The organism is Bradyrhizobium sp. IC4060 (genome assembly GCF_020193715.1).
GTDB lineage: Bacteria > Pseudomonadota > Alphaproteobacteria > Rhizobiales > Xanthobacteraceae > Bradyrhizobium > Bradyrhizobium yuanmingense.
In genome coordinates, this window is record NZ_JADYVJ010000030.1 from 1 (window position 1) to 20,570 (window position 20,570).

A 20,570-nucleotide genomic window follows, 5' to 3' on the forward strand; every position below is an offset into this window, starting at 1 on the left:
GGACGGCTGCGGCATGAAATGTTAAACGAGACGCTGTTTACCTCGCTGGCCCAGGCCCGCGTCGTGCTCGGATGCTGGCGCGCCGATTACAACGATGCACGCCCACACTCGCGGCTCGGATGGAAGACCCCGTCCGAGTTCGCAGTCACCTGCCAACCCGCGCCGGGATCTGGCGCTGCGCTATGCCGATGGCTCCGCGCCAGCTCCCGTCGCTACCACCGCCCAACCGGGCCAATCCAACAGCCGGAGCGAACTCAGGACTAGATAAAACTTGGGGGCAAGGTCAGACCGCCTGACGGGTGAGCGCAGAACGGCGCAGATCTTTGTCGCCGTGCTCGGCGCATCGAGCTTCACCTACGCGCAGGCGACGTGGACGCAGGGGCTCGCCGACTGGATCAGCGCCCATGTTGGCGCCTTCGCGGCGATCGACGGCATACCGGCGCTGCTGGTGCCCGACAACACCAAGGTCGGGGTCATCAAGGCGAGCCTGTACGACCCGCAGATCAATCGTACCTATGCGGAGATGGCGGCCCATTACGGCACCGCCATCTTGCCGGCGGGGCCGCGCAAGCCGCGCGACAAGGCCAAGGTCGAGCAGGCCATCCTCATCGTCGAGCGCTGGCTGCTCGGTCGCCTGCGTCATCGCACCTTCTACAGCCTGGCCGAGGTCAATGCGGCGATCGGCGAACTGCTCACGAGGCTGAACGAGGAACGGCCGATCCGACGGCTCGGCGTGACACGCCGCCGATTGCTCGAGGAGGTCGACCGGCCGGCGCTCAAGCCGTTGCCGGTGTCCCCCTACGTCCTCGCCGAGTGGCGGATCCGCCGCGTCACTCTCGATTACCACGTCGAGGTGGAGAAGCATTACTACAGGTTCCGCATCGCTTCGCGCGCGCCGAGGTCGAGGTGCGGTTCACGGCCCGCACCGTCGAGATCTTTCACGCCTCGAGGCCTTGGCCAGGATGGCGATGACGGAGCCAATCCAGAAAGCGCCGTGCGCCCAAGAGAACGCCATCGCGGGACCTTGGCTCAAGGCCTCGTACCCTGCTCAGATAGTCAGAAAAGGAGCGCAAAAGCGGAGCGTCCGGATCATCGACTACAATGGGTGTCGAGGCAATGAATCGTTCGGGCGCCACCCGTGGCGCGTGTTGGAGCGCAGACACTGCCGCAATCCGCGGTGAGTCCGTCGTGAATGCGCATAGATAGCTATCGACGATAGCTTCGCCGATCGGCCGTGAACCGCAATGCGCTGCAGCAAAACGGCCGAACCGCGCGATCCGGCTCAGATGAAGCTTAGCGGATGCTTGCTTGTAACCGAGCGAGAAAAAGTGCTCCGCAATGCCGTCCATCTCGGCGCCGAGCGCCCCGTCACGAAGGCGTTTAAGCACCCCACGGTACGAAAAAAAGAACTCGAGCATTGTGCCCCTCCGGCGTTACGGCGCAGGGGGATCCCGCGTCCGCACGAGGGGCACAAAATGTTATGTGGCGGAGGAATCCAGCCGTGGCCGGCCCTGGCTGGCGTTAGAGCGCTTCCGCCACATAATCTCGTCCGACACATAAGAACGCTTATGTGGTGCAACATAACCGCACAGCGGTCATCTGTTCGTCTTCCGCGGTCCCCGAGGTCCTGAAACCCATGAATTACATGCTCAGGCGCTGGGCCGACTTTGCCCGCTTCCTCGACGATGGCAGGATCTGCCTCAGCACAACGCCTCCGAAAGAGCGTTGCGCGGCATCGCCTTGGGAAGGCGCAATTGGACCTTCGCCGGCAGCCTGCGCGGCACCGACCGCGCTGCTATCATGCTGACGATGATCACGACCTGTCGTCTTAACGATGTCGGCCCAAAGCCTGGCTCGCCGACGTCCTCGCCCGGATCGCCGATCTTCCCGCTTCGCGTTTGCACGAACTGCTGCCTTGGGAATGGAAGCTCCTGCGCGAAGCCGACAAGCCCACCGATCAGCAAGCTGCCTAACCTTCACGCAACGGTATCATAGCGCTACCCGGCCCCCGCGCGCATGCGTCAATCAGGCGGTCTCCGTTGTATGCGTACGACGAACCTTGCGTCGCGATTGCAGGTCTGGCTGTACAAAGGCTCGCGCCGCCGTCTACTGCCAGGACTAGTCGTTGATCAAATTGAGAAACCTATGCCAGGTTTAGTGATGACTAACCTAGCCAGGGATCATCAGCAGGTAACTCGACAAGCGCCACCAACGCTAGCGGTTGTCATAAACAAACCAAGAGACCACTCCTATGAACAACGGGCTTATCACTGCATTGCTTCGGATGCCTCACAGCATCAGGCTCGTCAACAGCCCAATCTCTCAACTCCCTTCATAGGCGAGCCATTAGAGATACAGCGACGCGAAGAGCCACCCATGTTGAGAATGTTAATGCATGCACACTGCGTCACGACGATCACCAGGAGTGGGCAGAATACCTCTCCTACTAACAGTCCGTCGAAGGCCTTGAGATTTGTGTAGTCAGAGATGGTGAATATAGCTCTAGTTACCGGCGGCTCGGGATATTTCGGCGAGGTGCTCTGCAAACAGTTGCTGGCACGAGGTATTCACGTTCGCATGTTCGACCTGAACTTTCCTGGGTTCAGTCATCCTAATTTGGAATTTTTCAGAGGCACAATTCTGGATCGCGATGCAGTCAAGCAGGCAGTTTCCGGCGTGACTAAGGTATTTCACAACGCCGCTCAAAACCCTTTGGCCAAAGATTTGGATTTGTTTTGGTCAGTCAACAAGGATGGCACGCAGATCATTGCCGAGGAATCGGCTGCAGCAGGTGTCGAGAAGTTAATATATACCTCCTCAACCGCTGTTTATGGTACACCGAAACTAAATCCCATCACAGAGAACACCAAGCCCAATCCAGCCGAAGACTACGGACGCGCAAAACTTGCGGGAGAAAATGCTTGTAAGAACGCAGCAAAATACTACGGCCTCGATATAGCAATAGTGCGCCCACGTACCATTCTTGGACACGGCCGTCTTGGCACAGCTCATATTTTGTTCGACTGGATTCAGCGGGGATTGGACATCCCAGTTTTGGCGGGCGGCAATAACAGATATCAGTTCGTTCACGCGGACGATCTGGCTTGGGCATGCATTGCGGCATCGGGTGTGAAAGGATTTACAGAATACAACATTGGCGCCGCCGAATTTGGCACGATGCGTGAACTTCTGCAGGCGTTAATCGACCACGCCGGGACGCAGAGCCGGATCAAGTCTATCCCCATGTGGCCAACTATCCCGATTGCGAATCTTGCGAGCAAGCTCGGCCTCTCCCCCTTAGGTCCCTTCCATTTGCTTGCGTACGGCCGATCAACCTATTTTGATATTTCGAAGGCGCAGAAAGAGCTTGGCTATGCGCCGAGGTATTCTAATTCCGAGATGATCATCGATACCTATAACTGGTATCAGGCTAACAAGTTATGTCTAAGCGAAGTCGGAGCATCACACCACAAGTCTCCGGTTAGAAAGCAGATCCTGGCGCTGATTCCCCATGCCTTGCGGATCATTCCGGGATAAACATGATGTCTCTAAACGCAGTGTTGCCGCAGGCTTGAGGTCCAGCATGGGAATACGTTGCGTAGCTGGAGCCGACCTCACTGACTTGCTAAGCAAGAGCCGGTGCGCCGCTTAATGCACAATTGGATTGGCGGGGCTGGTCCTGTCCTGGCATCCATTACTCTTCAACTTGAGGAGGCTAGAATGTTGTTAGATGGAGCGATCGTGGTAACAATGATGCCTGCGTGGCCGTTGCTAGATCAAGAAGAAATGCGAGCTGTAGTAGTTGCCGTCCCGCCACGCGTGAGCCGAGCGATTGCGAACGCTCCCTTTCACATCCGTCTGGCAGCTCGTAGCATTTCAATCCTTCTGAGACCTTGCATCTTCTTGATCTCAGTTGGCGCGGGCGGACGGCTTGCAACCGCGCTCCGCGCAGACAAATTTTACACGTTTCTGCAGAGATTACCTGGCCCCATCAGGTCCGTCTTACGACTTTATCGATCGATAACGCTGCTTGCATTTTATGAGCAGACAAATGTGGCGGCAAAGCTATTGGCTGCACGGAACTGAAAGGCCCGACATGAAAGGCTATTTTTGGCCGAGCAAGGAAACCTGCTTGGAGGCGGATGCGGTGATTATCGGGTCCGGTGCGGGGGGCGCCAGTGTGGCAGATGTGCTGACAGCAGCCGGTCTGTCTGTCGTCATGCTTGAAGAAGGTAAACATATTACGTCTTCATCAGCTTCACAAGTCGCGACGGATGCATTTTCGATGGCCTGGCGTAGCGCAGGAATAAGCGCCGCGATCGGACGCCCTGCCATCACGTATGCAGAAGGCCGTTGCGTCGGTGGAGGAACAGAAATCAACAGCGCTATTGCGCAGCGAGCCGACGTCGATCTCATTGAGCAATGGCGCAAGCTCAATAAGATCAAGGATTTTACGCCAGAGAGTCTCGCACCATATTTCGAGCGCGCGGAGAGGGCCGTGAATGCAAGCCTGACCCCTGGGCCACTCGGCGGTCCTACTGAGATTCTCCGGCAGGGGAGTGACGCGCTCGGTTGGAAAGTGTCGGAGTTGAAACGGGGGCAACGTGGCTGCAAGGGCGCCAACCGTTGTAGTTATATCTGTCCCACCGGCGCCAAGCAGTCTATGGCCGTAACCCTTCTGCCAAAGGCGGTAGAACGCGGCATGCGGTTGCTGGCTCGAACGCGGGTGGACAGAATACGATTCAAAAAGGGCCGAGCTACGGAGGTCCTTGGCCGCTCTGTCGATCCCGCCGGGGGCCAAGCGGCGCCGGTAAGAGTAAGGGCAGGCATGGTGTTCGTTTGCGCTGGCGCAATACAAACGCCGGCTCTTCTGCGCTACTCCGGCCTGCGAGAAGGCATCGGCAATACTCTGCGCCTTCACCCAACAATCAAGGCAACGGTCTTGTTCAACGAGCGGTTAGATGCGCATCTGTCGCGGCTTCCACTCACGGCGGTTACCGAGTTCATGCCGGAACAACGCATTGGTGGATCGGTGTTCACGCCCCCGATTTTTGGCCTTTCGCTTGCGGAAGATTGGAATAATCGCGGCAATCTGATGCAGAATTGGCGCTTTTGCGGCTCATATTATGGCATGATACGAGCGCGCGGAGTGGGCGCGGTAAGACTGATTCCCGGCACTAAAGAGCCGCTTGTCAGCTTCAAGCTTACTCCGGAGGACTGGATTGCTCTGGGCCAGGTTCTCACGCGTCTTGGCCAAGCTATGTTTGCAGCGGGTGCCCGGAAAGTATTCCCTAGCATATTTGGCCATGAAGGGTGGACGAGCCCTGATCAGGTGTATGAATTCTGGAACAAGCCACTGCCAAGTGCAACAGATCTGATGACCGTGCATCTGTTCTCGAGTTGCCCGCTCAACGAGCATGAGAACGCTTGCGGCGTGGATAGTTACGGACGGGTGCGTGGCATCGAAAACCTCTTTGTCGCGGACGCCAGCCTGATTCCGGAAGCGCCCGGCGTCAATCCTCAAATGACCATAATGGCTCTTGCGTTTCGGGTTGCAGAAGCTGCGCTCTCTCGTTCCAGTGGGGAACGTGCCCGCTCCGCGGCAAGAGAAAGGGTTTGATCGGATCGTTAATGTGAAAGCGCCAGTCAAGATAAACTTGAATGCGCCACTGGTGCTCGTAACAGGAGCCACCGGTTGGTTGGGCAGGCGTATTGCGGCAGCGCTGACGACGGGGCTGCCCAACACACAACTCCTTTTAAATGGAGTCTTCCGACTGAGAGCGCTTGTTCTTCCGGGAGAAGATGTCTCACAGCTGCGCGAGCAGGGGACAGAAATCGTCACAGGCAGTATCGTAGATATGGAAGCCGTCCGGGCATTCGTCGCCGGGGCGGAGGGTGCCATACTGATACACCTGGCAGGAGTCATTCACCCAAAAACCGTCGGCCAATTTGAGGCTATAAACGCGCAAGGCACAATTAATCTGATCACGGCGGCGCAAAAGATCGGCGTTCGGCGCGCGATTGTCATGTCTTCGAATTCGCCGATCGGCTGCAATCCACATCCGAACCATAGATTTACAGAAGAAAGCCCCTATCGTCCGTATATGGGATATGGCCGCTCCAAGATGCTGATGGAAACGGCCCTACGTGCAGAAGTTGCTGCTGGCAGCCCGATGGAGATTGTTATTGTCCGGGCGCCATGGTTTTACGGACCCAACCAGCCGTCGAGGCAAACGCTGCTTTTCAAGATGATTAAGCGTGGCAAGTTTCCCGTCGTGGGGTCGGGGCGGAACCGTCGCTCAATGGCCTATACCGACAATCTGGCGCAAGGTATCTTGCTTGCGGCAACTCACAAAGATGCGGCAGGAGAGATATTCTGGCTGGCCGACGAAACGCCATATACCATGAACGAAATCATCGAAACAGTCCGCCAGGTTCTTAGTGAGGACTTCGGCATGACGGTCAGGCCCAGGACGATTCGTCTGCCAGGTATGGTCGCCGAAATTTCAACGATTCTCGATGCGTCTCTTCAGTATGTCGGTATTTACCATCAGAAGCTTCATGTCTTGTCTGAAATGAATAAGACAATGGCATGCGATATCACCAAGGCTAAAAAGGTGCTTGGGTACACTCCGTATGTCGCCTTGCGAGAAGGGATGCGCCTCTCGATCGACTCGTGCCTGCAGAACGGCGAAGCGATTTAAATGTCTCCTTGTTAGCGATCCGCCTCCCGGCAATACGGCCATGGGCGCGCGCTCTCGCGCACGCTGGCATCGCGCTCGACGCATTTGTGAGTGCGTGAAGGCTTTACCGGGGGCTTGCGGCCGAGCATGCCCAATCAGTGGAGGATTGCCTCCTTTGCGCATACTTGGCCTGAGCGACCGGCCGTCATCTCGATTCCGAGCGCTGCCAACCTGACCATCTAGCGCGCTGAGTTCGCACGGACTACGCTGTCCGACTGATTAACAGCACGCCGACACAGATCAACCCAATGCCAACAACTCTTGCGAGCGGTAATGTCTCGCCGAGGAGGAGGGAGCTAAATACGACCGCGATTACATATCCCATCGCCAACATCGGATAGGCAACGCTAACCTCATTGCTAGAAAGCACCGCTAGCCATAAAAAGATCCCGATTGCATAACAAGCTAAGCCAGCGCACAGGTAAACCATAAAAATCCAAAAGACCGCTAGTGGCGTGTCGATAGACGGTGAGGTGCCAAGCATCAGCATCGCTTTGCGTAAAATAATTTGCGCCAATGCATTCGTGCTTGAGCAGAAAACGATGAGAGCGAAGGATGAAGTTCTCAAGGTGCGCCGTACCCGTTCTATGCTGGTGCTTGATTCAGCACTGGAGCGATGAGGAGTGCGAGCCTCGGTACGCAGCTAGGCTCACAAGAGAATACAGCGCCAAATCCTCTGAAAGCCTGCTCCGGCAACAGGATTGAAGGCCCGATGCAGCGACTTTCGGCACGAAGCAACGAAAGAATATAACGTCAGGGGCAATCGTTGTATGGCTGATCCACTCGGCCATGAACACAACCAGCCGCCTCCTGCCACGAGAAAACGGCGCAACCTCTGTTTGGATTAGCGGGGGTAAGTCAGGTAGCAGCAAGCGGGTAATCATTATTAGAAGAGACCCATAAGTGAAGAACGTTATAGCCAACCTGGGCCGTGGACTCTCCTCCAAGAACTAGTAAGTCTCCTCACCACGGAACCGTATAGACATGAGGCCGGCAAGGGCGCCATCATAAGCATCACGACCCAACCTCACTGTCAATCTGCATTGGGGGATCGCAAAGATTGAGGTGTTTCCTTGAATCCTCAACTTTACAGAGCTGAGACGTCGAAGCCTAGGGCGGCCCAGCGTAACTGAAATGGACCCCGATTTTGGGACCACGTGCTTAGTTGGAAGGGGCCGCTCCGTTTGATAGACGGAGGGCATGATGACGACGAAGACGAGACGTAAGATCGACGCGGCACTGAAGGCAAAGATCGCGGCTGGAAGCCGTGCGGGAGTGGCCGATCTGGCCCAGCGCTATGAGGTTCACCCGAACCAGATCTATGGCGAAGAAGCAACTGCTGGACGGCGGCCCGGGCCTTTGAGGCGGGCGCCGGGCGCGAGAGCGAGGATGCGCGAGCGCGAGATCGAGAAGCTGCACGCCAAGATTGGACAATCTGACAGTCGAGCGCGATTTTTTAGCGCGGAGGTCCGGAAGATGAGCACGCCGGACCGCCGAGGAATGCTCGATCGCGCCGACATGGCGCTGATCCGCCGGCAATGCATGTTGCTTGGCATCGCGCGCGGGGTCTACCGGCCGCCACGGCCGGCCACGACAACGACGTTGCCCTGATGCGGCGGATCGACGAGCTGTTCACCGCCTGGCCGTTCCTGGGCTCGCGGCAAATGATCGCGATGCTGAAGGCTGAGGGGCTTCAGGTCAATCGCAAACGACGTGCAGCGGTTGATGCGCAAGATGGGCATCGCGGCGCTGGGACCAAGGCCGAACACGACGAGGCCAGCGCCGGGCCACAAGATCTATCCCTATCTGTTGCGCAACTTGACGATCGACCGCCAAACCAGGTATGGGCGGCCGACATCACGTATCTGCCCATCGGCCGCGGCTTTCTTTATCTCGTCGCCATCATCGACTGGACGAGCCGTGCGGTTCTGGCGTGGCGGTTGTCGAACACGATGGACGTCTCCTTCTGCGTGGAGGCGCTGGCGAAGTACGGCACGCCGGAGATTTCCAACACCGGCCAAGGCAGCCAGTTCACCAGTGCGGCCTTCACCGGCGCGTTGGCGGGCGCAGGGATCAAGATCTCCATGGATGGCCGTGGTCGTTTGATGAACAACGTCTTCATCGAGCGGCTGTGGCGGTCGCTCAAGCATGAGGACATCTATCTCAAGGGCTATGCCGCCGGCCGCGAGGCCAAGGCAAGGGGGCGCGAACTGGATCACCTTTTACGATCGTCGCCTTCATCAGGCGCACGGCTATCGCACGCCGATGGCGGTTTGGCGCGAACGGATGCAGGCCGCGAAGGCTGTTGACATGGTGGACAACGCTGGCGCGTTGACCACATGCCACAGCAACTGCAGCAGACAGAGACTCTTGCTGCGTGATAGAAACGGATCAGGAGTGGTCAGTTTCCAACTAACAAAGAGGTTCAAGCGGTCCCGCTTCGCGGGTCCATTTCACGACTTTGAGATCGCGGTTCCTAAACCTCGCCCCTTTTAGCTACCTGATCCGGAACGCGCTATTGCAGTCGAGGTCTGCACCTTCAGGGCGACAAACCTTCCGGCGCCGCCAGCATTGCCGCCTACTTGCGCGGCCGGAGCTAAGATTGCTGGCCTGAACACGTAATTCTCAAAGGCGGTGGCTTCGACGACCGCCTCTTTGGGATAAATTCGAGTCGCGGAGATGATTTGCAAATGATTTTGAGCACACACGCGGTCGTCGGTGGCGCAATCGCTAGCTTAGTCCCTTCCAATCCAGCGCTGGCAGCCATGGCCGGCTTTGCGAGCCACTTTGCGATCGACGCCATACCGCATTGGGACTATTCACTTCGGTCACCCCCCTTCGGGAAGGGTGCTGACCATCCGCGCCTAAAGTTGAGCCGAGCCTTGCTGTTCGATCTGGTGAGTATCGGAGTGGATGCGTGCGCTGGTATCGCGCTTGCGATCTGGCTGTTTGCGACACCGGCCTCGGCGCCGGCTATCGCGCTTGGTGCCATGGCCGCAATTTTGCCTGATCCACTACAGTTCGTGCACAGTGTTTGTCCCCAAGAACCGCTCATCACACTCCAAAGGTTTCATGAACGGATCCACTCCAAGCGCAAATTGGCTTGGAAGTTAGGAGTCAGCTCTCAGATAGCATTCGCGGCAGTGGTGTCTATCTTCGCGAGCGCCGTGCGTTGAGGGAGTCCGACAGCTTCCCCCCAAGAGTTGGCAACTGGGTCTCGGTGCGGTGGCGGAAGCGCAAAGCTGCAGTCACGGTCACTGCGTCGCGTCGGCTCGGCTCCCACTACCCTCACACGAGCGGTCCGCTCTGACTGGCGCGCCGAAGGTGGTAACCACTATCCCCAAACGCCCGCTCGATCATAGTCAACCCGAAATTATGACCTATCCTGGCCTCCATAGTCGTTCCGATGCCGCCATGGCGGCAGCGCGTCTTCCGGGTCGCCGAGGACAGACTCGTCACCGATCTCGATTTTTGCGAAGGAGACGTCTGTGGCATGCAAGCCGTCTTGCGTCGGATAGCTCTTTATCGCGATGCCTTGGCTTCGGATGGAATGAGGAAGACACCTATACCGGTCTTGTTCCGCCGCGCGCCTTTGCTGCGCGCTGTAACGATCAGCGTCTTGTCGCTGTCGCCGTTGATAACAAGCAATTTATCACGTCGATCACCCCCCTCACTTTTCCTTCGATGTAGTCACGTCGTAAAGATCATAGCGAGAGTTCCTCTCGAGCTGAGAAGGCAAGCGTCTTTGATCCATCGATAATTGCTGGTACGTACTCGGCCCTCTGTGCAGCCGAACCGCCGTGTCCCAGGAAACCACCACCAATCACGACGGTCGGCAAATACGGCTCCAATACAAGCGCGCGTCCGAGCGCCTCCATAGAGGTGGTCCCGGTTGTCTGAACAGCAATTCCGCATCGATAATTGGAGCTTCCGCCAAAATTAAGCTGCCGCGCGGAACGGCAGCGGGTTGAAGTAAGCTTGATCCGGGGTGCCGCCGTCAAGGCTCGAGTGAGGACGCCGGCCATTGTAAAAGTCGAGGTATCGGCCGATCGAGGCGCGGACGTCGGACACGGTCTCGTAGGCGCGCAGATAGACCTCCTCATATTTGACGCTGCGCCACAGCCGCTCGACGAACACGTTGTCGCGCCAGGCGCCCCGGCCGTCCATGCTGATGGCGATGGCGTGACTGGCGAGCACGGCGGTGAACGCCGCGCCGGTGAACTGCGAGCCCTGGTCGGTGTTGAAGATGTGCGGCTGGCCGTGGCGAGCGAGAGCATCCTCCAGCGTCTCGACGCAGAATGCGGCTTCCATCGTGATCCATGCCCTTGTCGAGCGGCAGTCATTAAGTGTTAGCTTGGGAATGGCTGGCACGGTCTAGACACCGTGTCATTTCGCGGTGAATATCTGAAGCCGGAGCGCCACGGAACGATCACCGCTAGAGGAGCAAGGACCACCATGACCCTGACGAATATTAGGACGGATGTATCTGCCGTCAAACAGCTTTTGGCGTCGGGCAAGGAGTTCCTCAAGCCGCTGATCCAAGCCGCCGTGCAGGAGACGCTGGAAGCCGAGATGGCGGAGACGCTCCGCGCGGAGAAGGGGGAGCGGAGCGAAGCTCGGCTCGGCTATCGGTCCGGCTACTACACACGCTCGCTGATCACCCGGGTCGGCAAGATCGAGTTGAAGGTGCCGCAGGACCGGCAGGGACGGTTCTCGACCGAGCTGTTCGAGCGCTATCAGCGCTCGGAGAAGGCCTTGGTACATCGAGGACACGCTGACCTACTTCCGTTTGCCGCTGGCGCACCGCAAGCACATGAAGTTGACCAACATGCTGGAGCGTCTCAACGAGGAGATCAGGCGGCGCACCTACGTCGTGAGAATCTTCCTCGACGGCTAGAGCTGCCTGCGGCTTATCCGCGCGCTGACCGTCGAGCGCCACGAAGCCTGGCTCGAGGACCATCGCTACCTGAACATGCATCTCCTGAAGGAGCACAAGAAGGAGGCGCTACGCCAGGCGGCCTGACGATGCTCAGGCCCGCCAAGGGGATGGGCCAACCCTCTCCACCGCCGTCGCTCGCCCGCTGCGCTTCCGGGTGAGGCGAGCGACGGCGGCTCCGAGGGGATGGCTCACCGGACCCCATGATCAATTTGCTGAACTTGACGCACAGAACTTAGCAAAAGAAAGTCAGACTTCAACATGGGCCGTGCCCGCAAGGTGCTCACGCCTGCGTCTGCGCGCTGATCGGTTTACCTCGCATGGTGTGAGAGGGCCGCCACGTCTCGACCTACATCTCGGGCCGTCTGCCCTGGCAAATCACAAACTCCGCAATGGACAAGCTCGTAGCGGCGTAGATGCTCCCCTTAGGCCGGTTACCGTCTGCGGCGAGCTCACCGGCTGGACCATGCTGGCTTGATTGTCATTCCGCGCACGTGGTGGCTCGCGATTCCGATTTTCCCAGCTAACGCTTGCTTGCGTTCCCGGACTGGTCGACACCCATATACAGGTCGATTGGCCTGGCGTCAAAGCGCAGCGTGCCGCCCTCGATAACCGAGAGTGCGTCGATGCAGGCATCAGTGAAGCAGCGTTCGTAGCAGTAGACCGCACCTCCCGTAATATGCGGCGTAGTCAACAGCTTTGGGTAGAAGCGATAGGGTGCATCGGGCGGAACTGGCTCGGTTGAAAATACATCGATCGCGGCTCGCAATTTGCGGATGTTCACGGCATCCGACAGTGCAGGCTCATCGACTACTGCCATGCGACTCACGAGAATGAATAGGGCTCCCAATGGCAGCGCGTCAAATACTGCCCTATTCACGTGGCGCAGCGAGGATTTGAGTGGCGGAATTCCCACAACGAAGATCTCAGAAGCTTCGGCGAGCTCAACGAGCGAGGACGTATAAGTCAATCCGAGCTTTTGGGCTGCGGCCCTGTCGAGCATTGGATCATAGACAGCAGTCGGGCACCCAAAGCCCCGAGCAGTTCGTGGTGGCGACGGTTAATGCTGCCATAGCCGGCGAGCCCGACCTTCTTACCCGCGAGATCGCCATAGATATTAGCCCAAATTGTCCCAAGGACGCCTCCAACCGCCGGCACGCATCAGGCTATCGCGGTGGGAACAGCTCGTAGAAGATTTAAAGTTTGGGTAAGCGCGAATTCAGCGACCCTGGGGGTCATGGAACGCGACGTGTCGATCAAACGAATGTTGCGGCGCTGCAGCGCCTCGATAGAAACGAAGCTGGTGAAGCGGTTATCGAAGGTGCCCGCGATAGCGCGCAGCTTGAGCGCCAGATCGAGCAGTTCCTCGCTCATGAAAACGTCCGGTATCATCCACGGCCCGACCATTAGCAGTTCAGTATCCGGCAGCTTGGCACGCAGCTCCTCTTGCCAGGTCGATCTGTCGACCATGATAGTCGTAGTTGAGCCCTCGCTCTCAAGTGAGGTCTTTCCACGCTGAACCCAATCTTCGCGCAGGGCGTCAGAGAAGATGATGGATTGGAGCTCCTGATCGATCACTTTTGACATAAGTTAGCCCTCCGGGTGTATCTTATCGGTTGGGTTTATCATCGAAACTCCATTTGCCAGGACATGGCTCGCGAACCGCTCGATGGATAAAAATGTTTAGTGACAATAGCGATCTCGCTATTCGCTGTCTCCAAAGGCGGCTAGGGACAAGACATTGACCTCAATGATTGAGGTGCCTGTGGGAGGGGGAACTTTTGGACAGTTCGACTGTGTGCTCCGTGTCCGAACAAATCCAAAGAGCCGGATCTTTGTCCCCGATGCCGCGCCCGAGCTTACGGTGTGGGTACTCGACAAGTAAGGAGCAGGGCTTGAAAAGGCCGAGGGGCCCGCAACTCACGGATGTCCCGGGCCGATCGTATGTCATGAGGCTTCGATACGCTGAGTGGTCAACTGATAGCTTGCGACTGCGACGATCCTTGCGGAGCCCTTGAAGGAAGTGTTCTGCGAGAACGGGCAAGTCTTCAAGCCGATCGCGGAGATCCGGAAGGAAGACGTGTGCGGGAGACAAGAGGGAGCCTAGCGAAGGCATCAATAACCCGCTAGCGGTTAACTGCGAAAGCGGCCACGTCGCAGTCAGGATCAGGCGGTCCTCGAACCGGCCCTGCTCGTTATCGCCGAGCCGCCGATAGACGCCTGAGTCAATGAGTTCTACCAATCGTTCCTGGGCGTCGACGCACAAGCGCTCGACGTTCTCGATCAGCAGGGTAGCGCTGGGATAGGTATCTCTCCGGCGAAGGCCGCCTTGTGTAGTTTGCGAGGCGGCCTGAGGATTTGACCTTAACTCTAGCTTTAAGGTCACGTCGGGAATGCAGGTCAATGTGTTGGGAGCCGAGCGTCGGCGGCGATGGAGGTACGACGAGAAGGTGCGCCTTGTCGAAGAGACCTTCCCTCGATGCCGCCTGGGCAGCTAGCCCGGTCCCGATAGCTGCGCCCACAAGAGTGCTGTTCGGCTTGGCGAGAGTAGCTTTAAGTATGGCGACGATCTCTGATCGAGTATGCACGGCAGCGCACCTCGGAGGAGGTGGTTTGCTCTGAACGAATCATCAGATCAACCATTTAGCGAGCCCTAAAGCCGACTACGAAGCCTCAGGTACTTTCTCGGAACGATCGCAAGAACTGCTGAACTTTGATGGGCTGACCGACCCGTGCACTTTCAATCGCGGAGAACACCATCGCGACTGACTGCAGGTTATCTTCAACGTTTGTACCATTGGCGGGCCCCATCGAGCCATTTGCAGAATTGTTTGATCAGCAGAGAATTCTGCCACTTTTTGCCAGTGAGCAGGGACACCTGCTGCCCTTTGCCTTTGCGGCTGTTTTTAGAAAACGCTTTGGATCCCGATGGAAAACTTCGACCTCGCGATGATCGAGTATAGCCGTCCCGGATGCCGCTTCCACCCGAAAATACTCGAACGTCCAATCATTGAGCCCGGTGGATTGTGCCGCGGACCCTTCATAGAGCCGTGGGCGCCGTTGGCGAAATCCACAACGCTATGACGTCGGTGTCGCCTTTGTATTCCGCGCATTCCGGCTTCCAACTTCGGGCAAAGATCAATGTGCAGTGCCCTCCCGCGAAATCCGCAATGAGGTCGAGGTGATGGACCGCGCCCTCGATCAGGGTCGGATAGGCCATTTCGTGACGGAAACGCCTCCAAGAATCGAAAACGCGATGCACCGAAACGGTCGGGGGTAGACTCCACCTACGAGATAGTCGCACACTTCGGTGGTGGTCACGTCAATCCCACCGGCCAACAGTCCAGAGCCTGCAAGCTTCTCGAACGATTGTTCTCCAGTTCTGTGCCGTGAAACACCAGACAGTCGAAGGATTCGGCCAACGCTCGGGTCACAGCCTGAACCCAGGCAGTTGTAACACCAAACATTGTCAGGCCGACTGCCGGTCTGTCGTCGCCGGCGAGGTCGACCTTATTGAGCACCATCCCGGCAAGGAGTGAGCGGCGTTAGCGAGGACGACCCGAGACATCCGGTTCAAGCCTGATACGTCGGTTACCGAATACATCATGCTGATGTCAGTCGGGTATGGTGCAATATTCCCAGAGGCAACCGTCGAAACGAGCACCTTCGGAATGCCAATGGGAAGAGCGCGCACGGCCGGGGCGATTAAGGCAGTTCCTCCGGAGCCGCCAGCACCGATGATGCCGTCCAGGTCTTGTCGAGACCGGACAAACTCCACGAGCGCCTGGGACATCGCAGCAACTGCCTTGCCACGATCTCTGAGGTCTTCGCTCTTCGGTCATTCGGATGAAAGCGCGCGACTTCAGAGGGACGAACGTCGATATTTCAGCTTTTTTTGTAGGTCAGAGACCGAAGCATCGACAAGAACGGCACGACAACCTGCATCTCGAATACGGTCGCGGAGATACCGTAGTTCGCTGCCTTTGGTGTCGCTGGTCCCGACTACATAGATTGTTTTCCGCTTCTTTGCGGGCGTGTTTGCGCTGGACCCTTTCCGCCGCCACTGACATCCTGAAGGCGCTCGAGAATGTCGGCTGCTCGGCCATCGTTAACTTCCCAAGCGTGACTGCGATTGACGGCGAAATGCGTACAAGCCTTGAGGAGTTCGGGTACGGGGTGAAGACGGAGCTCTTGTTGCGCAGAGCGGTCGCCCAGGGGGGGCAGCGCGCTCGCCTTGGTCGACAGTGTTGCCACGGCACAAGAGGCTCTCGCTATCGGCGTACGCGGACTCGTCGCGCCCCGATACACGAACGAGGGTGTGCTTGGAGCGCTTTCCGAGCTGGACACAGAACGACACTGGGGCTGTTCCGACTTCCTGATGCCGTTGCCGGCTTGAACAGTGAGTTGGCTCGTGATCCGGGTATAGGGCCTAAGAACTGACCGCACTCAGGTGTGGGCGTCTTAAGCCCGATTTGCTACAGGATACGATCAGCCGGCCGAAGGGCTATGCCCAGCTCCGAACAAAGGCCCGAGCGCGGCTCGACATATGACATATGGAGAGTTCAAAAGTTAAGGCGATGAGATTCATCAAAGTGGGCCTCTAAAACGCAGGATTCATGCGCCAACTGTAGGTCATTCGCGATAAACCAAGTTGCGGTGTCGCTATCTTCACTGCTCGGTATGTCGGCGGATCGGAGTCACCGCAATCCGCGTCTCGAAACGCTGAGCCGTGCTACGCCGACGTGCTTCGAAGTGAGTATTGGTGTTGTCGAAGGCGTTCGCCCACAATGTAGATGAAATGATCAACCGTTTTGCGGCGAGCCCGGCACGCGCACTTGTACTGCCGCAACGCAATGGAGAGTGATGTGGATGATACTCTGTATGGCACACGTGATAAACGGGGGTACTGGACGCCCCACAGGCGGCCTACGCGCGCTCCGATCTTCGTCTGGCCGGTGCAGCCGAGAGCATTCCTTCGATGGCTACTAGGCTATGTATGGCCTTGGAACGCGGTCTACTTTGCGACCGCGCTCGTCTCTTGGTATCTGACGCCTTCGTTAGATGCGATGCGGGAGTTTAGTCTCGGGTGGATTACCCTCATCCTTTTGCGGAATGCTGCTCTTGCTCTGCTGTTCTATGGCAGCCTCCACACCTTGCTCTACATCCAGCGGCGGCAGCAGACAGATTTCAAATACAATGCTAAGTGGCCCGATACGAACAATTCAACGTTCACTTTTGGAAGCCAGAACGTCGAGAATGTGTTCTTTACAATGTGCAGCGGCGTGCCTATCTGGACCGCGTATGAGGTGATTAGTTGGTGGATGGTTGCCAACGGCTACATCCCCCCGGTCGAGTTCCTGCAGCAGCCGGTCTATTTCATGGCGCTGACGTTGCTTGTACCGATGTGGTATTCGCTGCATTTCTATGTAATCCACCGCCTGATCCATATGGGCCCGCTATACCGAATTGTTCACGAACTTCATCACCGTAACGTCAATCCGGGTCCCTGGTCCGGCCTCTCCATGCATCCGCTCGAGCACATCATCTACTTTTCCGGCGTGCTGATCTTTTTCCTTCTGCCCTCGAGCCCTGTGCACGCAGTATTTTATCTTTCGCGTTCGGCGCTGGCGCCGTCGGGCGGCCATTCCGGGTTCGATCGAATCGTAACGAGCGATGATAAGTGCATCAGCAACGACCACTACTACCGCTATCTGCACCACAAGTACTTTGAGGTGAACTACGGCACCGACATGAAAATCCCGCTGGACGAATGGTTCGGCACCTCGCATGACGGTTCGCCGGAAGCCGATGAAGCCATGTACAAGCGGATCAAGGCGAAGAAGTACGCGCGCGGCTAGTGCAGGTTCGCGTGATGTATAGTTCCCATTGCGCGGATTGTCGTGCATCTCGTTGGCCGCATTCTGCCCGGGAGGACTGGGACTGCGGCCTAATCGCCAATGCGGGCTGCTATCGACAACCTAAATCAGAGGAAGCGAAATTGATTGCCGAAGGAGAGTGGGTCGTAGCCTGCGCCGCAGGTGCTTTGGAGCCGGAAGCGGCGCTCCGGTTCGACCACGGAGGGCGTACGTTTGTTATTGTTCGCTCTCCGGATGGAGCCTATTACGCGATTGACGGTCACTGCTCCCACGAGAAGGTCCATCTCGGAGACGGCATTGTCGACGGGCATATCATCGAGTGCCCCAAGCACTTCGGTGCATTCGACTACCGGACCGGCGAGGCACGCGCGCTGCCCGCATGCATCGACTTGCGGGTCTACGAGGTCAAGGTCGAGGGTGACAGCGTCTTCGTCAAGATCTGAATCGGACCACGGGGATAATCGAGTGTCGACGCAAAGACTTGTCGTACTGCAGTCACTGTGGGCGATGGAGCGGCGCCACCCCGATAGAGTTGAGCCTTCCCTCAAACATAACGTGGGGGGATCAAGGATGCAGGATTCGACGGCGTCAGTGCATTTTCGAGCGTCGACCTGCTCGCGCATGCGCTCTCCGGCACGGGGTTTGTCGTCGAGGGCATGTGTTTTCCACGGACGATCGATGACCTGAAAGAGGCGATCGACCTTGCCGGGCAGCTCGGCGCTTTGCATCTAAACGTGCACCCCAACGTCTGGCCACGTCGTATTGCTGAGTGCATTCCGCTGTTGGAGGGCTGGATCAAGATAGCTGGCGAGGCCGGCATGCCCGTTTTATTTCGAGACGCATCGTAACAGGATGACCACAGACCTTCTATTCACACTCGACCTCATGGATGCCGTCCCCGAGATGCGAATGCTGCCGGACCTCTCGCATGTGCTGGTGGGCCCTGAATTCTGGTTTCCGGTCTCTGACCAGGACGAAGCCCTTGTACAGCAGGTGCTCGACCGAACATGGGCATTTCACGACCGCATCGCCTCGCGCGAGCAGATACAGGTTGAGATCACTTTTCCACAGCACAAAGTGTGGCGGGGCCTGTTCCTACGCTGGTCGGAATACGGTTTCAGAAGCTGGCGAAAGCGCGCAGGGGCGGATGCGTTTCCGTCTTTCGCATGCGAGCTTGGCCCGCGGCCCTATGCCATTACCGATCGTGAGGGCAACGATACCACCGACCGCTGGGAGGAAGCTTTGCTCATCAAGTCCCTGGTACGCGAGCTGTTTGCACGTACCGCGGCGGACTCACAAGCTACTCTCGAACATGGTTCGGTCGCTTGAGCAACGAACGCGCAATGGTGATCGTTGGGGCGGGCCACGCCGGCGCCTCCGCCGCAATCGCATTACGTGAGGGCGGCTGGCGAGGCCGGATCGTTCTGATCGGCGACGAGAACATGCTGCCATATGAGCGGCCACCGCTATCGAAGGCGATTCTGGTGGAGGAGATGGAGCCTGGGCCCACGCTGCTTGTCACAACCGAGCGCATGGCCGAGTTAGGAATTGACCATCTCCTAGGGCGGAATGTCCAATCGATAGATCGCTCGGCACATACGATCACGCTCTCTGAGGGAGCAAAGTGGCCTTACGAACGACTGCTGCTGGCCACGGGCGCTCGTCCTCGAAAATTGAGCATTCCGGCCGCCCCAGCTTGCAGAATGACAACTCTGCGCACGTATGCGGAAGCGTTGGCAATTCGCCGGATCATTGATGCCCGTTGCAAGGTGGTCGTCATCGGCGGCGGCTTCATCGGGCTTGAGGTTGCAGCAAGCGCGTCGTCGAAAGGTGCTTCAGTGACTGTGCTGGAGGCCGGTCCACGGTTGCTGATGCGGGCAGTCCCAGCGCCCATGGCGGACCTTATCAAGGCCAAGCACGAGCGCTCGGGCGTGCGCGTCGAGACCGGCGCCATGATCGAGTGCATCAACGCAATCGAAGGACAGTCAGAGATCGTGCTTTCGGGCGGTCGCGCGTTTCTCGCTGATCTGGTCGTGGTTGGGGTGGGGGCAGTGCCGAACGTTCAACTCGCGCAGGCGGTCGGTCTCGCAGTCGATAACGGGATCATCCTGGACCATACGCTCGCTAGCTCTGATCCAGATATATTCGCGGCGGGCGACTGCTGTTCATTCCCGCATCCCCTCTATGGCGACCGGATCAGGCTGGAAGCATGGCGCAATGCACAGCGACAGGGTGCTGTTGCTGCTGCCAACATGCTGGGGGCGAACCGTACCTACGATGATGTGCCGTGGTTCTGGTCGGATCAGTACGATCAGACGCTCCAAATCGCCGGCCTCTATCGTAAGGAACACGGTGAGGTGCGCAGGAATCTCGGCGCAAAGGGCCAGCTGTTTTTCTATCTTGCAGGCGACGGACGCCTCATGGCTGCATGTGGCCTTGGCAGCTTGGGCACGATCGCGAAGGAGATCCGCATAGCGGAGAAGATGATCGGCCGCCGCCTTGCTCCCGAAGCTGAAGCGCTTCAAGATCCCGCGATCGATATCAAATCCCTGTTGACCTAGCTGGCGCGCCCCACGTGTGCAGCATGGTGGGATCGAGCTCGGTCGCGTCGGAGGCGCACATCTTCTGCGCCACAGTCTAGCCACCCAGCTCGTGGGGCGACGAAGGCCGATCAACGAGGTCGCCGATCTTCTAGGGCACCGGAGCATCAACACAGCGGCGCTGTACGTGAAGGTGGCGGCCTCGCAGCTCGCTGAGGTCGCGCTCCCCTTTCCGGGAGGCGCCGCATGACCGCCTTCGCCCCATTTCTCGACGTATCCGTCCGGTGAAGGCCGCCTTGCCGAATGAGGCGTGTTGTTGAGAACTGTTCTTATGGACAGTGATAGGCGGTAAGCGCTGTTCAGCGGCCACCTTCCGGATGACGGGGTGATCTGCGAGTCTGCGGTTTGTTCGGACCGTTAGGCTTAGAATGGACACTGTGCATAGTGCTATCACGGAGCCGGTGCGACGGCTTGA

Annotated in this window: 13 protein-coding genes and 9 pseudogenes; 14 read left to right on the forward strand and 8 right to left on the reverse strand. The window is 57.9% G+C overall.

Annotated features, from left to right (window positions below):
• Window positions 1-268, forward strand: a pseudogene (locus I6F16_RS36575) (transposase); the annotation flags it as partial.
• 18 nt (window positions 269-286) lie between these two features.
• Window positions 287-942 (forward strand): annotated as a pseudogene (gene istA, locus I6F16_RS36580) (IS21 family transposase); the annotation flags it as partial.
• Here istA and I6F16_RS36585 read toward each other — a convergent pair.
• A complete protein-coding gene (locus I6F16_RS36585) occupies window positions 939-1,418 on the reverse strand; it encodes a hypothetical protein (RefSeq protein WP_225174670.1) in 480 nt (159 codons plus the stop codon). The pseudogene istA and the gene I6F16_RS36585 sit on opposite strands and share 4 nt — an antisense overlap.
• Window positions 1,419-1,621: 203 nt before the next feature.
• Between I6F16_RS36585 and I6F16_RS36590 the strand changes: the two are divergent.
• The 4 genes and pseudogenes from I6F16_RS36590 to I6F16_RS36605 all read left to right on the forward strand — a co-directional run.
• Window positions 1,622-1,973, forward strand: a pseudogene (locus I6F16_RS36590) (transposase domain-containing protein); the annotation flags it as partial.
• 514 nt (window positions 1,974-2,487) lie between these two features.
• Complete coding sequence (locus I6F16_RS36595; protein WP_225174671.1) at window positions 2,488-3,537, forward strand: NAD-dependent epimerase/dehydratase family protein; 1,050 nt, start codon at window positions 2,488-2,490, stop codon at window positions 3,535-3,537.
• Window positions 3,538-4,096: 559 nt separating this feature from the next.
• Window positions 4,097-5,620: a GMC family oxidoreductase gene (locus I6F16_RS36600; RefSeq protein ID WP_225174672.1), complete on the forward strand. Its 1,524-nt coding sequence runs from the start codon at window positions 4,097-4,099 to the stop codon at window positions 5,618-5,620.
• 13 nt (window positions 5,621-5,633) lie between these two features.
• Window positions 5,634-6,704 carry an NAD(P)-dependent oxidoreductase gene (locus tag I6F16_RS36605; RefSeq protein WP_225174673.1) on the forward strand — a complete coding sequence of 357 codons (1,071 nt, stop codon included), beginning with the start codon at window positions 5,634-5,636 and terminating at the stop codon, window positions 6,702-6,704.
• Window positions 6,705-6,945: 241 nt separating this feature from the next.
• Here the strand turns inward: I6F16_RS36605 and I6F16_RS36610 are convergent, their stop codons facing one another.
• The gene (locus I6F16_RS36610; protein WP_249785746.1) at window positions 6,946-7,260 is read right to left on the reverse strand and encodes an EamA family transporter; all 315 of its coding nucleotides are present in this window, start codon (window positions 7,258-7,260) and stop codon (window positions 6,946-6,948) included.
• Between the two features lie 686 nt (window positions 7,261-7,946).
• Here I6F16_RS36610 and I6F16_RS36615 point away from each other — a divergent pair.
• Together I6F16_RS36615 and I6F16_RS36620 are read left to right on the forward strand one after the other, a co-directional pair.
• Window positions 7,947-9,008 (forward strand): annotated as a pseudogene (locus I6F16_RS36615) (IS3 family transposase); the annotation flags it as partial.
• Window positions 9,009-9,625: 617 nt separating this feature from the next.
• Window positions 9,626-9,919 (forward strand): hypothetical protein, encoded by a 294-nt coding sequence (locus I6F16_RS36620; RefSeq protein WP_225174675.1) that lies wholly within the window; start codon window positions 9,626-9,628, stop codon window positions 9,917-9,919.
• A gap of 112 nt (window positions 9,920-10,031) precedes the next feature.
• On the opposite strand, the pseudogene I6F16_RS36625 reads toward I6F16_RS36620, so the two are convergent.
• Window positions 10,032-10,621 (reverse strand): annotated as a pseudogene (locus I6F16_RS36625) (hypothetical protein); the annotation flags it as partial.
• A 61-nt stretch (window positions 10,622-10,682) separates the two neighbouring features.
• Window positions 10,683-11,060, reverse strand: a pseudogene (locus I6F16_RS36630) (integrase core domain-containing protein); the annotation flags it as partial.
• A 138-nt stretch (window positions 11,061-11,198) separates the two neighbouring features.
• Between I6F16_RS36630 and I6F16_RS36635 the strand changes: the two are divergent.
• Window positions 11,199-11,766 (forward strand): annotated as a pseudogene (locus I6F16_RS36635) (transposase).
• Between the two features lie 436 nt (window positions 11,767-12,202).
• Here the strand turns inward: I6F16_RS36635 and I6F16_RS36640 are convergent.
• The 4 genes and pseudogenes from I6F16_RS36640 to I6F16_RS38130 all read right to left on the reverse strand — a co-directional run.
• A pseudogene (locus tag I6F16_RS36640) lies at window positions 12,203-12,715 on the reverse strand (NAD(P)-dependent oxidoreductase); the annotation flags it as partial.
• A 125-nt stretch (window positions 12,716-12,840) separates the two neighbouring features.
• Window positions 12,841-13,266: a hypothetical protein gene (locus I6F16_RS36645; protein ID WP_225174677.1), complete on the reverse strand. Its 426-nt coding sequence runs from the start codon at window positions 13,264-13,266 to the stop codon at window positions 12,841-12,843.
• A gap of 160 nt (window positions 13,267-13,426) precedes the next feature.
• Window positions 13,427-14,065, reverse strand: coding sequence for a sigma 54-interacting transcriptional regulator (locus I6F16_RS36650; protein WP_225174682.1), 639 nt, complete (start codon window positions 14,063-14,065; stop codon window positions 13,427-13,429).
• Window positions 14,066-14,996: 931 nt separating this feature from the next.
• On the reverse strand, window positions 14,997-15,203 hold the full coding sequence (locus I6F16_RS38130) for a Tm-1-like ATP-binding domain-containing protein (RefSeq protein WP_276573585.1): 207 nt from the start codon (window positions 15,201-15,203) through the stop codon (window positions 14,997-14,999).
• 1,341 nt (window positions 15,204-16,544) lie between these two features.
• Here I6F16_RS38130 and I6F16_RS36665 point away from each other — a divergent pair.
• From I6F16_RS36665 to I6F16_RS36685, 5 genes and pseudogenes are all read left to right on the forward strand, one after another.
• Window positions 16,545-17,537, forward strand: a complete 993-nt coding sequence (locus tag I6F16_RS36665) for a sterol desaturase family protein (protein WP_225174678.1) — start codon at window positions 16,545-16,547, stop codon at window positions 17,535-17,537.
• A 140-nt stretch (window positions 17,538-17,677) separates the two neighbouring features.
• Complete coding sequence (locus I6F16_RS36670; RefSeq protein ID WP_225174679.1) at window positions 17,678-17,998, forward strand: MocE family 2Fe-2S type ferredoxin; 321 nt, start codon at window positions 17,678-17,680, stop codon at window positions 17,996-17,998.
• Window positions 17,999-18,062: 64 nt separating this feature from the next.
• Window positions 18,063-18,884 (forward strand): annotated as a pseudogene (locus I6F16_RS36675) (sugar phosphate isomerase/epimerase).
• Window positions 18,881-20,116 carry an FAD-dependent oxidoreductase gene (locus tag I6F16_RS36680; protein WP_225174680.1) on the forward strand — a complete coding sequence of 412 codons (1,236 nt, stop codon included), beginning with the start codon at window positions 18,881-18,883 and terminating at the stop codon, window positions 20,114-20,116. The pseudogene I6F16_RS36675 and the gene I6F16_RS36680 overlap by 4 nt, the downstream one beginning before the upstream one ends.
• 16 nt (window positions 20,117-20,132) lie before the next feature.
• Complete coding sequence (locus I6F16_RS36685) at window positions 20,133-20,345, forward strand: tyrosine-type recombinase/integrase (RefSeq protein ID WP_225174681.1); 213 nt, start codon at window positions 20,133-20,135, stop codon at window positions 20,343-20,345.
• Window positions 20,346-20,570 lie beyond the last annotated feature (225 nt).

Coding starts and splice junctions, on each gene's coding strand:
- I6F16_RS36595 (WP_225174671.1), top strand. CDS start 2,488: ATGGTGAATATAGCTCTAGTTACCGGCGGCTCGGGATATTTCGGCGAG.
- I6F16_RS38130 (WP_276573585.1), bottom strand. CDS start 15,203: ATGGTGCTCAATAAGGTCGACCTCGCCGGCGACGACAGACCGGCAGTC.
- I6F16_RS36600 (WP_225174672.1), top strand. CDS start 4,097: ATGAAAGGCTATTTTTGGCCGAGCAAGGAAACCTGCTTGGAGGCGGAT.
- I6F16_RS36645 (WP_225174677.1), bottom strand. CDS start 13,266: ATGTCAAAAGTGATCGATCAGGAGCTCCAATCCATCATCTTCTCTGAC.
- I6F16_RS36585 (WP_225174670.1), bottom strand. CDS start 1,418: ATGCTCGAGTTCTTTTTTTCGTACCGTGGGGTGCTTAAACGCCTTCGT.